Below are 13,523 nucleotides of genomic sequence, written 5' to 3' on the forward strand. Positions count from 1 at the left end.
CCTGTCGCGTACGCCGGTGCCCTGGCAGGCATCCCCATGCCTGCCGCATCACTCGCACCCTCAATGAGGTACTAACTACAGTAGGGCCGCTAGTTGTGAAGTACCTGCACCCAACATGTGAGCCAGCTGTGAATGGTTTTCGGGAGGTTCCCGAGCTTCCGGAATTGATGTGTGGAGCGGCAGGACGGTGCCCTTAACGCAGTTCTGCGCCTGACGGAGCAAACTGCAATGATGGAGCCATGAGCAACCGAATCGCATTCCTTGGCTGTGGGTCCATGAACGAAGCCATCCTCGGCGGTCTGCTGGAAGCCGGGACGGATCCGGCTGACATCGTGGCCACCGTCCGCCGTGCCGAGCGTGCCGCGGAACTGGCGGAGCGCCACCACGGCATTACCGCGATTGCCGGTGAGGAGGAACCGGACAACAACAAACAGGCCAGCAAGGGGTCCGCCGTCGTGATTCTCGGGGTCAAGCCGGTCGGTATCACCGAACTGGCGCGCGAGATCTGCTCCTCACTCGCGCCGGACACGGTGGTGGTGAGCGTTGCCGCAGCCGTTTCGATCGCTCAACTGGAGGCTGCCCTCCCGGCCGGCCAACCGGTCATCCGCACCATGCCCAACACGCCTGCCAAACTGGGGCGCGGCGTTGTATCGGTCTCACCGGGCACCAGTTGCACGCCCGAACAGCTGCAGAAGGTCAAGGACATCCTGCAGGGCGCCGGAACCGTTGTTGAGGTGCCCGAGGAACAGGTGGACGCCCTGTCCGCCATCAGTGGCTCAGGACCGGCGTACGCGTTCTATCTTGCCGAGGCGATGGCAGCGGCAGGCCAGGAGCTCGGCCTTGATGCGGAACTGTCCCTGCTCCTGGCGAGGGAAACCGTGGCCGGCGCCGGGTTTATGCTGGCCGAGCCGGGGGCGGACCCTGCGGCCCTGCGCAAAGCGGTGACCAGCCCGAACGGCACCACCGAGCGCGCCATAGCTACCTTTGACGAGCGCGGGATCCCGTCCATCATCGCCGCCGGGGCACGCGCCGCAGCGGACCGGGCAGCGGAGATCACCAAACAGCTGGGCTGACCGTTCACATACGGGTTTCGACAGGCTCAACCACCGGCGGTTGAGCCGGGGCCCACGCCCGCAGGGTTCCCTGGCCGAGCTTGCGAGGTTAGGGGCGGGTGGGGAGCGAAACCTTACGGGCGGGCGGCGAAGCGTTCCAGCAGGTCCACGTGCCCGGACACGATCAGCATGTCCCGGGCGGACACCTTGGTTTCCGGCCGTGCGTAGGTAAAGTCCTCGCCTGGCGACTTGACGCCCACGATCGTCACGCCGTACTTGGACCGGACCTTGGATTCATCCAGCGTGAACCCCACCGTCTCGCGCGGCGGGTACATCTTCACAATGGCGAAGTCGTCGTCGAACTCGATGAAGTCCAGCATGCGCCCGGACACGAGGTGCGCGGCCCGGACACCGGCGTCGGCCTCCGGGTAGATCACATGGTTGGCGCCAATACGGGTGAGGATTTTGCCATGCGAGGGCGTGATGGCCTTCACCCACAGGTGCTCGATGCCGAGGTCCACCAGGTTGACGGTGATCAGCACCGAGGACTCAATGGACGTGCCAACTCCCACCACGGCGGAACTGAACTCCTGTGCGCCGAGCTGGCGGAGTGCGTCGATGTTGGTGGCGTCGGCCTCCACCACGTGCGTCAGGAGGGGAGCGAACTTCTGCACGAGGCTGCGGTCCCGTTCGATGGCGAGCACTTCCCGGCCCTGCTTGACCAGCTGCTCGGCAGTGGAGGAACCAAACCGGCCCAGTCCGATGACCAGCACCGGAGCATTGTGGGCGGGCCGCCGGGGGGCGTCTGGGGAACTAGCCAATGATGGGCCTCTCTTCGGGATAGTGGTACAACTGGCTGCGCTGGCGCAGGGCCAGGCCGGCAGCGAGGGTTACTGTGCCGACGCGGCCGGCGAACATCAGGGCAGTGAGGACATAAACGCCCGACGGCGGCAGCTCGGCACTGAGGTTCGTGCTGAGCCCCACGGTGGCGAAGGCGGAAATGGTTTCGAAGAGCACACGGTCCAGGGAAGCGCCGCTGATCTGGAGCAGGAGGAACGCGGACACCGAAACGAGGGTGGCGCCGGCCACGATTACGGAGATGGCGACGCGCATGCTGCCCTGCGGGATGGTCCGGCCGTAGACCTTGACGTCAGCGTCGCCGCGCGCTTCAGCGATGATGGCCAGGAACATCACGGCGATGGTGGTGACCTTGATGCCGCCGGCAGTGGACGCGGACCCGCCGCCGGCGAACATCAGCGCATCCGTCAGCAGCATGGTGGTGGATTCCATGTGGTTCTGGTCCACCAGGTTAAAGCCCCCGGACCGGGTCATCACCGAGGCGAACAGGGAATGCGTGATCTTGTCACCCAGGTCCATGGAGCCGATGGTCCTGACGTTGTCCCACTCCATCAGCCCCCACAGGAACGTACCCGCCGCCAGCAGGATGAAGGACACCTGGATGGTGAGCTTGGTGTGCAGGTTCCACTTTTTCCAGTTCAGCCCGTTCTGCTGCAGGACCATCACCACCGGAAATCCGAGGCTGCCCAAAAACACGCCGAGCATCAGTGGAACCAGGATCCACAGGTCCGTTTCGTAGGGCACGATGCCGTCCGAGTGCGGGGTGAAACCGGCGTTGTTGAACGATGAGATGGAATAAAAGATGCCGTGCCAGACGGACTGCAGGAAAGGCTCGCCCAGAGTCAGGAAGCGGGGGATCAGCGCCAGGGCCAGGATGCCTTCGATGACCACTGATGTGGTGATCACGATCCGTAGCAGCGTTCCCACCTCACCGAGGCGGCCGGCATTGTTCATGGATTCGGCGGCGATGATCTTTCCACGCACCCCAAGCCGCTTGCTGACCATCAGCGCCAGCAACGAGGCCAGGGTCAGGGTGCCGAGCCCGCCGATAAAGATGCCGATCAGGATCACCAGCTGGCCGAAGAAGGACCAGTGGACCGCCGTTGACACCACCGTCAGGCCGGTGACGCATACAGCGGAGACGGCGGTGAACATGGACTGGTGCAGCGGGGTGGCCGTGCCGGTGGCGGACGAGATGGGCAGGGAGAGCAGGAACGTGAACACCAGGCACACGGCAGCGAATGCACTCAGCGCAAGCCGGGCTGGGGAGGTGTTGGCGATGTCGTCAATGAAGTCGCGCACCCGGGTGAAGACCCAGAGGCCCTCCCGCTCCTGCGCGGCGGGGTGCCAGCTGGCCGGGTTCCGGGGCCTCGACTGGCTTTGCGTCATGTGTGGCGTTTCCTCGGTTGGTTCTGCTTCCCTCAGTAGTAAACCACTTATGCCCGCGTAATGGCCGGGCAGGATAGGCTGCAGGCTCGGGTAGCCTGTGATTGATGACATATCTGCCGGGTCTCAGTCAGCCCGCGCCCCCAACGACGGTGGCGTGGGGCCCTGACATGACCGCCTACAATTTCGGGCCGGGACATCCCATGGCGCCTGAGCGGATGGACCTTACCGCCCGCCTGGCCCGCAGCCTGGGACTGTTCGACCTGGACCATGTGGCGGTGGAAGCCCCGTATGTCGCCACTGACTCAGAGCTCGAGTCCGTGCACTCGGCCGAGTTTGTAGCAGCCGTCCGCAGGGTCAGCGATGACCCCTCCGCAATTGATGAGTCGCGGGGCCTGGGCACCGAGGACGATCCTTCTTTCGCCGGCATGCATGAGGCTGCGGCCAGGCTCGCCGGCGGCTCCCTGCTGGCCGCGTCAAAGATCCTGGACGGCTCAGCACTGCATGCGGTCAATTTTGGCGGCGGCATGCACCATGCTTCCCGCGACAGGGCCAGCGGATTCTGCATCTATAACGATGCGGCCCTTGCCGTGCAGAGGCTGCTCGACGGCGGGGTCAGGAAGGTCGCCTACCTCGACGTCGATGCCCATCACGGGGACGGGACGGAGAGCATTTTCTGGGATGATCCCCGTGTGCTCACGGTGTCGCTGCACGAAAGCGGGCTCACCTTGTTCCCAGGCACTGGCTTCGCCAATGAAATCGGCGGACCGGCAGCGGAAGGAACTGCCGTCAATCTCGCCCTGCCCTCCGGAACGGGCGACGCCGGCTGGCTGCGCGCCTTCCACGCAGTGGTACCGCAACTGGTGGCAGCGTTCCAGCCCGAGGTCATCGTCAGCCAGCATGGCTGTGACTCGCACCGGACGGATCCGCTCACGCACCTCAATCTCAGCGTGGACGGGCAGCGGGAGGCAGCCACCGCCGTCGGGAACCTTGCCGCCCGCTACTGTGACAACCGCTGGATTGCCACCGGCGGCGGCGGGTACAACGTGCTGCAGGTGGTTCCGCGGGCGTGGAGCCACCTGATTGCCATCGCCGCGGGCAGGCCGGTGCCGCTCCGGACCGCGGTGCCGGAGGACTGGCGGACGTACGTTGAGCAGAAGTTCGGCGTTTCGGCACCGGGGCTGATGGGCGATGACGTGGAGCTGTGGTGGCGGTCCTGGGAAGTGGGATTCGACCCCAACGACGCCGTGGACCGGACCGTCATGGCTACGCGGAAGGCAGTCTTTCCGCTGCACGGACTGGACCCCTGGTTCGACTGAAATCCCGCTCCCTCCGCCCCGCTTCCCAATGGCTTTGCCCGGCGAAATAGTTGATGCCTTTCGGCGTATATGTCGCTAGGGTGGGAGTCATGGTGACAGACGACGTATTTGCCGTCATAGCGGAATCGACCCGGCGGGACATCCTGACGTCCCTTCGTTCCGGGGACAAGGCGGTGGGGGAGCTCGTGGAGGAACTGGCAGCGAGCCAGCCCACTATTTCCAAGCACCTGAAGGTCCTGCGTGAAGCGCAGCTGGTGAGCATGCGGGCCCAGGGCCAGAAGCGTTACTACGCGCTGAACCGCGAGCCGCTCGAAGGGATCGCCAGCTGGCTTGAGACGTTCGACGTCGGCTCGGCAGCTCCCGCGGTGAAGTCACCTGCCACCCCTGCCTCCGTTGCGAGTGCGAAGGAAGAGGCTGCCGCAGCTCCAGCAGGAGCAACTGGACAAGCCTCACCGCGCAAGGCGCCGGAGAAGGAACACGCCATGGCCGATGCCGTGGCAGCGGACGCTGTCTCCGCCGGTGTCCTGGCGCCCGATGGCGCCGACCTGAGCCCCGCCGTCGTTATTCCCGGTGGAACGGCTGCCGCCCTCAGCGACGACAGCGTTCCGCAGCAGATCGGCCGTACCGTGGGCCGGGCGGCCACCAAGGCCGCCGACCTCCTGGCGAACCTCCCCAACCTCCCCAAGTTCGGCCGGAAGAAGTAGCCCCCTTAACCCAACTGACTCGCAGTTAACGCTGCCAAAACCCGTTTTGGGTGCGTTAACTGCGAGTCAGACGGGGTGTGACTTACTTGTTGAGCAGGCGCACGTGGTCCGGGGTGAGCTCGGAGATCCTGCTGACGCCGAGCAGCGCCATGGTGCGTGCCATGTCCTTCTCGAGGATCTGGAGTGTGCGGTCCACGCCGGCGCGGCCACCGGCCATCAGGCCGTACAGGTAGGCGCGGCCGATCAGCGTGAAATCGGCGCCAAGGGCCAGGGCGGCCACGATGTCCGCGCCGCTCATGATGCCGGTGTCCAGCATGATCGCAGCATCGGTGTTGTCCGCGGTGAACGCCTGCTTGACCTCGGGGAGCAGGTGGAACGGGATGGGCGCGCGGTCCAGCTGGCGGCCGCCATGGTTGGACAGGACCACACCATCGGCGCCGTGGTCCACCACACGGCTGGCGTCCTCCACAGTCTGGATGCCCTTGACCACCAGCCTGCCCTTCCAGGTTTCGCGGAGCCAGTCCAGGTCCTCGAAAGTGAGGGTGGGATCGAACATGGAGTTGATCAGGTCCGCCACGGTCCCGGTGTAACGGGAGAGCGAGGCGAACGTCAGCGGCTCGTGGGTGAGGAAGTTGAACCACCAGGCGGGGCGGTAGGACGCGTCCAGCACTGTCTTGACTGTCAGCGCCGGCGGGATGGTCATACCGTTGCGGACGTCGCGGAGGCGGGCGCCGGCCACTGCGGTGTCCACGGTGACCATCAGGGTGTCGTTGCCGGCCTTGGCGGCGCGTTCGATCAGTTCCAGCGACCGGTCGCGGTCTGTCCACAGGTAGAGCTGGAACCAGTTGCGCCCGTTGGGTGCGGCGGCGGCAACGTCCTCGATGGAGGCCGTGCCCATGGTGGAGAGGGTGTAGGGGATGCCGGCTGCCTCGGCTGCCTGGGAGCCGGCGTATTCGCCTTCGGACTGCATCATCCGGGTGAAGCCGGTGGGGGCGATGCCCACCGGAAGGCGGGAGGGCTTGCCGAGGATCTCTGTGCTGAGGTCGATGCTGGAGACGTTCCGCAGGATACCGGGGCGGAATTCGATGTCCAGGAAGGCCTGGCGGGCGCGGCCCAGGGTGATTTCCTCTTCGGCAGCGCCATCGGTGTAGTCGAAGGGGGCCTGCGGGGTGCGGCGCTTGGCCATGTCGCGCAGCTCCCAAATGGTGCTGGCCCGCTTGAGCCTGGCTTCCTTGCTGAACTCGGGCTTCTTGAACTGCATCAGCGGAGCGAGGTCCGAGTACTTCGGGATGCGGCGCTTCAACGCCGCGGGCACTGCAGAGGCTGCGGGGGCGGGCCTGTCGGTGGGGGTCCCGGCAGTCGCGGACGCGGCCGGAATGTCCGTGGCGTCCGGTGCAGGCGTGGTTTCCGGGTTGTTGGGCTGGATGGTGTGGGTCATGGCGTCCTCCGTTGGGCCGTTGGCAGGGTCCTTGGTGCACGGACCGGCTGTGGTCTAACCACACTCTAGGGCATGTGGTCCAACCACATCAACTACTATTGCACCATGAAGACCCACCAACTTGTCCTTACGTGGATTGAGACCGAGCTTTCCGAGGGGCGCCTGGCAGTGGGCGGACGGCTGCCCGCCGAGCGTTCCCTCGCCGAGCAGCTGCAGGTGTCCCGCACCTCGGTCCGCGAGGCCATCAGGATCCTTGAAGCGATGGGTGTGGTGCGGGCGGGGGTAGGGTCCGGCCCCGACGCCGGGACAGTTGTCATCGCGGACCCGACGGCGGCGCTCGGCTCGGCCCTGCGGCTGCATGTGGCCACGCAGCACCTGCCCGTGGCGGACATCGTGGAAACGCGCGTGCTGCTCGAGTCCTGGGCTGTGTCCCATGCCAGGCCGGATTCGCCGGAGCTGGCAGGGGCCGCCAGGCTCCTGGATGAGATGGATGCCGAGGCGGTAGGCGTGGATGAGTTCCTGGCACTGGATGTCCGTTTTCACTTGGCCCTTGCGGAATCTGCGGGCAACGCGGTGGTCAGCGCGATGATGGGCTCCCTGCGCGAATCCATCACCGGCTACGCGTCCCGGCTCACGGGCAATCTGCCGGACTGGGATACTACGGCAGACCGGCTCCGGGCGGAGCACCACAGCATCCTGGCCGCCGTCCGGAGTGACGACGGCGAACGGGCGGCGAAGCTTGTTGCCGCCCATATCGAGGGCTACTACAAGGAGGCGGGGCTGGCCTCCGGAGGTACGGTACCAGTCCGCCCCTGACCATCGAGTTTTTGCAGATGTGCAGACTCGGAGGCCGTTCAAGTCCGCATATCTGCCCAAAAACTCCAGGGGTTTGGGGCAGGCGGCTAGCCGTGCACCGTTGAACGCGGTGCCTTGGCGGGCCCGCTGCTGGCCCTGACCTGGAGCCGCGGCTGGTACCGGCTGCCTGGAGCGTCGTTGTGCTCTTTGCGGATCAGTGCGCGGAGTTGGTGCCAGGCCTGCTCGCCCAGCTCGCTAATGGGAACGGCTGCCGTAGTGAGGGCCGGGGTGGTGTATTTGGCGAAAGGGATGTCGTCGAAGCCGGTGACGGAGATATCGCCCGGAACATCGAGCCCGCGCTCATGCAGCCCGCTCATCAGGCCCATGGCCACCAAGTCGTTGAAGGCGAGGATCCCGGTAGCGCCGCTTTCCAGTACGGCGTCCACGGCACCATGTCCGGTGTCGAAGTCCGAACCGCCTTCAAGCATCCGGACATCCACCTGCGGATGGGCAGCCATAAACGCTTCCAGGCCCTTGAGCCGCATGCCGTTGGAGGCGCTGCGGGGCGGCCCGGCAAGGAATGCCAGGCGTGTGTGGCCGAGGTCCACGAGGTGTTCGGCGAGGTCCTGCACGCCTTGTCCGTAGTCCACCACCAGGCTGGGAACGTCCGCCGCCGCCGTGGTCCGGTTGATCAGCACCAGGGGGTGCAGGGAGGGCGCAATCTCCTCCAGTTCAGCGTCAGTCATGCGGGGCGCGCACAACACCAGGCCGTCGCAGCGCCTGCGGGCCTCCCCTGCGAGGATGGCTTCTTCGCTGGACACTTCGAAGGAATCGGCGATGAGTACGCGGTAGCCGTCCTGGGCCGCGGCCCGGCTCAGGCCGCGCAGGATTGCCTGGAACGTTGGGTTCGCGAGGTCCGGAACCACAATCCCGATGGTGTCGGTCTTGCCCAGTGCCAAACTGCGGCCCACCGGATTGGGCTGGTACTTCAGTTCTGCAGCGGCCGCGCGGACGCGTGCGGCGATATCCGGGTCCACGGTGAAATTCCCGTTCATGACCCGGGACACGGTGGCATGGGAAACCCCAGCCTTCACGGCAACATCCGCGATGCCAATCCTGCCGGTCGCCGATCTCCTGACCATTGTGGTCCCTTCCTAAGCGCTGCGGACCGGAAGCCCTGCGCGAGCTGCTGCCCTGGACGTTGCAATGCCATGGGCAGGTTCCTGCCGCCTTTGCCCGACGGCCTACTGCCAGCATATAACGCAACGGGAAAGCGATTTCTAACCTTTTCCCAAGTTTTCCCGCAAGTTTTTTGGCTCTCCAGTCCAGCCGCGAGCGCCGCAGGGGTAGAAAACGCTTTCTCTCAACGCTGATAATGGTTGACGGATACCGCTTCCGGTTGGTACAAATCTATTAGTGATCCGAGAAAACGCTTTCTTGGACGGGTGCAGCAGAGCGCCACAGAACGAATCTCAGAGGCCGCCGGCGCGGCCAGGTAATACCTTCCGAAAGGCACCCCTTATGGTCAACACAGCCGAGTCGAGTACTGCTGCCGGGGCGGCACCAGCCGCTGACACCACCACAGCCCTGGGCGCCGCAGCCGGATACGGCGGGAAGGCCCGCATCGCATTGATCGGCACGGGCGGCCGCTCTGAAATGTACATCCGCGCCATCTTCGGCAAGCACGCCGACACCGCCGAACTCATCGCATTCTCGGACGTGAACCCGGGCCGGGTGGAGTTTTACCAGCAGCTCATCCAGGAACTCGGCGCACCGGGACCCGTCGCCTCCTTTGATCCCGCAGGCCTCACCGCCTTCATCCAGGGCAACAACATTGACCGCGTCATCGTCACCACCCCGGACTACACCCATGCCGATTACATTGTTGAGGGACTGCGCGCCGGGGCCGACGTCGTCGTCGAAAAGCCCCTGACTATTGATGCGGAGGGCTGCCGCCGGATCACCCAGGCAGTGCACGAGACCGGCCGCAACGTGGTGGTCACCTTCAACTACCGCTATTCGCCGCGCAACAGCGCCCTCAAGGAAATCATCCAGAGCGGCGTGATCGGCAAGGTTACCTCCATCGACTTCAGCTGGGTCCTGGATACGGTTCACGGCGCGGACTACTTCCGCCGCTGGCACCGCGAGAAGAAGAACTCCGGCGGCCTGCTCATCCACAAGGCTTCGCACCACTTCGACCTCGTGAACTGGTGGATCGACGACGTCCCGGAGCGGGTCTTCGCCTCCGGCGGGCTCAAGTTCTACGGCGACAAAAACGCTGCCGAGCGCGGACTGGGCCCCCGCCCCGAACGCGGCACCCCCGACGCCGATGCCCCGGCAACGGCGGAGAAGGATCCCTTCACCCTGGACCTGCGCGAGGACGAGAGGCTCAAGGCACTCTTCCTGGACAACGAGCATTATGACGGCTACCGCCGCGACCAGGACGTCTTCACCGGCGGCATCACCATCGAGGACAACCTCGCGCTTGTAGTGGAGTACCAGGGCGGGCCGCGCCTGAGCTACTCCCTGAACGCCCACAGTCCGTGGGAGGGCTACCGCGTGGCCGTCAACGGCACCGAAGGCCGGGCCGAGCTTGAGGTTGTGGAACGCGCCGCGGTCACCAGCAGCACGGACAAAAAGACTGTCGTTGACCCCAGCGCCACACCCATCGAGGAAGATGACGCCATCCGCCGCAACGGCGAACGCCTGGTGGTCCAGCGCCACTGGGAAGCAGCTTATGAGGTGCCGATCGTCAACGGCGAAGGCGGCCACGGCGGCGGCGACGAGCTCCTGCTCTCCGATCTCTTCAACGGCCCGGGCGAGGACCCGCTGGGCCGTCCCTCCGGTTACCTGGACGGGCTGCGCTCGGTCTCCGTGGGCATCGCCGGCAACCGCTCCCTTGAGACATCCCTGCCCGTACGCATCGAGGACCTGGATCTCGGCGTCGACCTCCGCCGCGGCAAGTAACCGCAGCACCCGACCTGAAGGAATAATATGAGCAGGATTTTTGTCACGGGCGGCTCCGGCCGCCTGGGCCGCAGCGTTGTGGCCGGACTCGCCGGAAAGGGCCACCACGTGATTTCGGTGGACCGGGACGCCGTTCCGGCTGACCAGCTGCCGGCCGGGGTGGTGCAGGAAACGGCAGACCTTCTGGCCCCGGGTGAGGCGCTGCGCCTCCTCCGCGAAACCACGCCCGACGCCGTCATCCACCTCGCGGCGATCGCCGTACCGTTCAGCGCGCCCGAGGACGTCATCTTCGCCACGAACACGCGGCTCGCCTTCGCCGTGGTCAGCGCCGCGACGGAAGTGGGCGTCCAGAAGATCGTGACGGCCAGCAGCCCCACGGTGCTGGGCTACGGCTCACCGGCAGGCTGGCTGCCGCCGTCGTTCCCGCTGGACGAGCGGACGCCGCCGAAGCCGTGGAACGCCTACGCGTTGTCCAAGCTCATCGCCGAGCAAACCGTCCAGGCGTTCGCGGCGGCACAGGGCGAAAAGATCCGCTATGCGGCCTTCCGCCCCTGCTACGTGATTTCCCCGGAGGAGTGGGAGGGCGCGCCAACCCAGCAAGGCCACACCCTCGCCGAACGGCTGGCCGATCCCGCCCTGTCCGCACCCGCGCTGTTCAACTACGTGGATGCCCGGGACGTGGCGGACTTCCTGGACCTGCTGCTGGAGAAGATGCCGTCCATCCCCAACGGGGAAACCTTCTTCGTGGGCGCCGCTGACGCCCTGGCCACTAAACCCCTGGCTGAACTGATGCCCAAATTCCTGCCCGGAAGCGAAACCCTCAGTGCAGGCCTGACCGGCACCAGCCCGGCCTTCTCCATCGCCAAAGCCCAGGAACTTCTCGGCTGGCAGCCTAAGCGCAGCTGGCGCACAGAACTCAAGTCCCACCCCACCCTCAACGACGAGAACTCCGCGCTGGTCACCGCCGGCAGCGGAGCCAAGGAGACACCATGAAATTCGACGGCGTACTGTTCTTTCCCGTCACCCCGTTCACGGCCGAAGGCGCCGTCGACGTGGCACTGCTCAAGGAGCACATCAGCTCAAGGCTGCCTTTCGGACCGGGTGGCGTTTTCCCCGCCTGCGGCACCGGTGAATTCCATGCCCTCAGCATCGAGGAGGTCCGCACCGTGGTGACGGCCGCCGTCGAGGTGGTTGCCGGAAAGGTGCCGGTGGTGGCCGGTGGGGGCGGACCGCTCGGCCACGCCCTGGCTGCCGCCCGCGTTGCGGAAGAAGCCGGCGCCGATGCCCTCCTGGTGCTGCCGCCCTACTTGGTCACCGGCCCTACCGACGGGCTCGTCGCCTACATCGAGGCGGTGGCCGACGCCAGCAGCTTGCCGGTGATCGTCTACCACCGCGGCAACGCCAAGTTCACGGCCACCTCCATGGCGCGGCTGGCGGCCAACCCCAAGGTCATCGGCTTCAAGGACGGCCTCGGCGACGTGGGCCTGGCCCAGGAGATCGTGTCCGCGGTCCGCGCGACGGGGCGCGAAGACTTCGCCTTCTTCAACGGACTGCTGACTGCCGAACTGACCCAGGGCGCCTACCGCGGCCTTGGCATCCCGCTGTACTCGTCGGCCGCGTTCGCCATGGCCCCGGAAATCGCCAAGGCCTACTACGACGCCTACATCGCCGGTGACGAGGAGCGCCGCAACGCGCTGCTGGAAGGTTTCTATGCTCCGCTGGTCCGCCTGCGCGACCAGACTCCGGGCTTCGGCGTTTCGTTGATCAAGGCAGGCCTGCGCCTGGCCGGCCTGCCGGTCGGCTCCGTGCGCCCGCCGCTGGTTGACCCCACCGAAGAGCAGCTCGTGCAACTGAAGGCCATCCTCGCCAAGGGCTACGAGCTGGCCGGCCGCTGATGGGCGCCCTGGCCGCCGAAGCGGTCCGCACGGTACCGCGCATCACGGGCCTGTCCACCCGGCTCATCACCGTTCCGCTGCGCCGCAGCTGGGGCGTGGAGGCGCCGGAGAACCACGTCATCGTCACGCAGGTCCACACGAACGACGGCGGCGCGGGGCATGGTTTTTCCTGGACGCCCACCATTGGTCCCCAGGCAGTTAAGGCACTGCTGGACCACGATATCGCCCCGTTCGTCGCCGGGTTGCCCGCCAATCCCGAGGTGGTCTGGGACGCACTGTGGAAACGGCTGCACGAGGCCGGCGGCGGGGGACTGACCACTATTGCGATGGCCGGCGTCGACCTCGCCCTCTGGGATCTCCAGGCTACCCGCGCCGGCGCCTCCGTTACCGGATTCCTTGGCCAGCGGCAGGAGTCCGCCGAGGTCTACGGCTCCGGGGTGAACCTGCACTACAGCCTTGACGAGCTGGTGGCCCAGACCGAACGGTGGGTCGCCGCGGGGCACCGTGCCGTGAAGATCAAGGTGGGCAAGCCGGACATCCGCGAGGACGCCGAACGTGTGGCCGCCGTCCGCTCCGTCCTGGGGCCGGACCGGAAGCTCATGATCGACGCCAACCAGCGCTGGGACCTGCCCACCACGCTCCGCGCCCTTGATGTCCTGTCCGAATTCGGGCTGGAGTGGCTCGAGGAACCCATCCGGGCGGACGATCTGTGGGCCTACCGGAGGCTCCGCAAGCACTCGCCCGTGCCGATCGCCCTGGGTGAAAACCTCCACACCATCTACCGCTTCCGGGATTTCATTGAGGCGGAAGCGGTGGACATCATCCAGCCCAACATCGTCCGGGTGGGAGGAATCACCCCGTTCCGGCGCATTGTTGAGCTGGCCAGGACCAACAGCATCAAGGTGATGCCGCACCTGCTCCCGGAGCTGTCCGGGCAGTTGGCGCTGACGCTCGCGGAGCCCACCCTGGTGGAGGACGTGGAGGAGGCATCCTTTGAACAGCTGGGGATCCTGGCGGGCCCGTCACCGGTCCGGTTCAACAACAGCCGGGTGACGCTCGGGGACCAGCCGGGGCTCGGCTTCCGCTTCCGGGACGCCCCGTAAATTTGC

The 13,523-nt window shown here is 66.1% G+C and carries 12 protein-coding genes; 8 read left to right on the top strand and 4 right to left on the bottom strand.

The window, feature by feature from the left end:
• The first annotated feature begins 239 nt into the window (after positions 1 to 239).
• A complete protein-coding gene (proC, locus tag QF038_RS02970; protein ID WP_307608598.1) occupies positions 240 to 1,073 on the top strand; it encodes a pyrroline-5-carboxylate reductase in 834 nt (277 codons plus the stop codon).
• 113 nt (positions 1,074 to 1,186) lie between these two features.
• Here the strand turns inward: proC and QF038_RS02975 are convergent, their stop codons facing one another.
• The gene (locus QF038_RS02975; protein WP_201298444.1) at positions 1,187 to 1,825 is read right to left on the bottom strand and encodes a TrkA family potassium uptake protein; all 639 of its coding nucleotides are present in this window, start codon (positions 1,823 to 1,825) and stop codon (positions 1,187 to 1,189) included.
• 40 nt (positions 1,826 to 1,865) lie between these two features.
• Positions 1,866 to 3,299: a TrkH family potassium uptake protein gene (locus QF038_RS02980; protein WP_307608600.1), complete on the bottom strand. Its 1,434-nt coding sequence runs from the start codon at positions 3,297 to 3,299 to the stop codon at positions 1,866 to 1,868.
• 104 nt (positions 3,300 to 3,403) lie between these two features.
• Here QF038_RS02980 and QF038_RS02985 point away from each other — a divergent pair, with 104 nt between their 5' ends.
• Together QF038_RS02985 and QF038_RS02990 are read left to right on the top strand one after the other, a co-directional pair.
• A complete protein-coding gene (locus QF038_RS02985; RefSeq protein ID WP_307608602.1) occupies positions 3,404 to 4,615 on the top strand; it encodes an acetoin utilization protein AcuC in 1,212 nt (403 codons plus the stop codon).
• A gap of 89 nt (positions 4,616 to 4,704) precedes the next feature.
• Positions 4,705 to 5,319, top strand: a complete 615-nt coding sequence (locus tag QF038_RS02990) for a helix-turn-helix transcriptional regulator (protein WP_307608604.1) — start codon at positions 4,705 to 4,707, stop codon at positions 5,317 to 5,319.
• 82 nt (positions 5,320 to 5,401) lie between these two features.
• On the opposite strand, the gene QF038_RS02995 is transcribed toward QF038_RS02990, so the two are convergent.
• Entirely contained in the window at positions 5,402 to 6,757 is a 1,356-nt protein-coding gene (locus QF038_RS02995) for an alpha-hydroxy acid oxidase (protein ID WP_307608606.1), read from the bottom strand.
• A 105-nt stretch (positions 6,758 to 6,862) separates the two neighbouring features.
• Here QF038_RS02995 and QF038_RS03000 point away from each other — a divergent pair, with 105 nt between their 5' ends.
• Entirely contained in the window at positions 6,863 to 7,573 is a 711-nt protein-coding gene (locus tag QF038_RS03000) for a FadR/GntR family transcriptional regulator (protein ID WP_307608608.1), read from the top strand.
• A gap of 86 nt (positions 7,574 to 7,659) precedes the next feature.
• On the opposite strand, the gene QF038_RS03005 is transcribed toward QF038_RS03000, so the two are convergent.
• Positions 7,660 to 8,694: a LacI family DNA-binding transcriptional regulator gene (locus tag QF038_RS03005; protein ID WP_307608610.1), complete on the bottom strand. Its 1,035-nt coding sequence runs from the start codon at positions 8,692 to 8,694 to the stop codon at positions 7,660 to 7,662.
• A gap of 379 nt (positions 8,695 to 9,073) precedes the next feature.
• Here QF038_RS03005 and QF038_RS03010 point away from each other — a divergent pair, with 379 nt between their 5' ends.
• The 4 genes from QF038_RS03010 to QF038_RS03025 are packed head-to-tail and all read left to right on the top strand — an operon-like array spanning position 9,074 to position 13,517.
• Positions 9,074 to 10,519 carry a Gfo/Idh/MocA family oxidoreductase gene (locus QF038_RS03010; protein ID WP_307608612.1) on the top strand — a complete coding sequence of 482 codons (1,446 nt, stop codon included), beginning with the start codon at positions 9,074 to 9,076 and terminating at the stop codon, positions 10,517 to 10,519.
• A gap of 27 nt (positions 10,520 to 10,546) precedes the next feature.
• A complete protein-coding gene (locus tag QF038_RS03015) occupies positions 10,547 to 11,512 on the top strand; it encodes an NAD(P)-dependent oxidoreductase (protein ID WP_307608614.1) in 966 nt (321 codons plus the stop codon).
• Complete coding sequence (locus QF038_RS03020) at positions 11,509 to 12,414, top strand: 5-dehydro-4-deoxyglucarate dehydratase (protein ID WP_307608617.1); 906 nt, start codon at positions 11,509 to 11,511, stop codon at positions 12,412 to 12,414. The genes QF038_RS03015 and QF038_RS03020 overlap by 4 nt, the downstream gene beginning before the upstream one ends.
• Complete coding sequence (locus QF038_RS03025; protein WP_307608618.1) at positions 12,414 to 13,517, top strand: mandelate racemase/muconate lactonizing enzyme family protein; 1,104 nt, start codon at positions 12,414 to 12,416, stop codon at positions 13,515 to 13,517. Before QF038_RS03020 ends, QF038_RS03025 begins: the two co-directional genes overlap by 1 nt.
• Positions 13,518 to 13,523: the final 6 nt, after the last annotated feature.

The organism is Pseudarthrobacter sp. W1I19, from assembly GCF_030817835.1.
Classification (GTDB): Bacteria; Actinomycetota; Actinomycetes; order Actinomycetales; family Micrococcaceae; genus Arthrobacter.

What these genes read in the sequence shown, in the direction of transcription:
- QF038_RS03025 (WP_307608618.1), top strand. Translation starts at nt 12,414, where the DNA reads ATGGGCGCCCTGGCCGCCGAAGCGGTCCGCACGGTACCGCGCATCACG.
- QF038_RS03020 (WP_307608617.1), top strand. Translation starts at nt 11,509, where the DNA reads ATGAAATTCGACGGCGTACTGTTCTTTCCCGTCACCCCGTTCACGGCC.
- QF038_RS02995 (WP_307608606.1), bottom strand. Translation starts at nt 6,757, where the DNA reads ATGACCCACACCATCCAGCCCAACAACCCGGAAACCACGCCTGCACCG.
- proC (WP_307608598.1), top strand. Translation starts at nt 240, where the DNA reads ATGAGCAACCGAATCGCATTCCTTGGCTGTGGGTCCATGAACGAAGCC.
- QF038_RS03005 (WP_307608610.1), bottom strand. Translation starts at nt 8,694, where the DNA reads ATGGTCAGGAGATCGGCGACCGGCAGGATTGGCATCGCGGATGTTGCC.
- QF038_RS02985 (WP_307608602.1), top strand. Translation starts at nt 3,404, where the DNA reads ATGACATATCTGCCGGGTCTCAGTCAGCCCGCGCCCCCAACGACGGTG.
- QF038_RS03000 (WP_307608608.1), top strand. Translation starts at nt 6,863, where the DNA reads ATGAAGACCCACCAACTTGTCCTTACGTGGATTGAGACCGAGCTTTCC.
- QF038_RS02990 (WP_307608604.1), top strand. Translation starts at nt 4,705, where the DNA reads ATGGTGACAGACGACGTATTTGCCGTCATAGCGGAATCGACCCGGCGG.
- QF038_RS03015 (WP_307608614.1), top strand. Translation starts at nt 10,547, where the DNA reads ATGAGCAGGATTTTTGTCACGGGCGGCTCCGGCCGCCTGGGCCGCAGC.
- QF038_RS02980 (WP_307608600.1), bottom strand. Translation starts at nt 3,299, where the DNA reads ATGACGCAAAGCCAGTCGAGGCCCCGGAACCCGGCCAGCTGGCACCCC.
- QF038_RS03010 (WP_307608612.1), top strand. Translation starts at nt 9,074, where the DNA reads ATGGTCAACACAGCCGAGTCGAGTACTGCTGCCGGGGCGGCACCAGCC.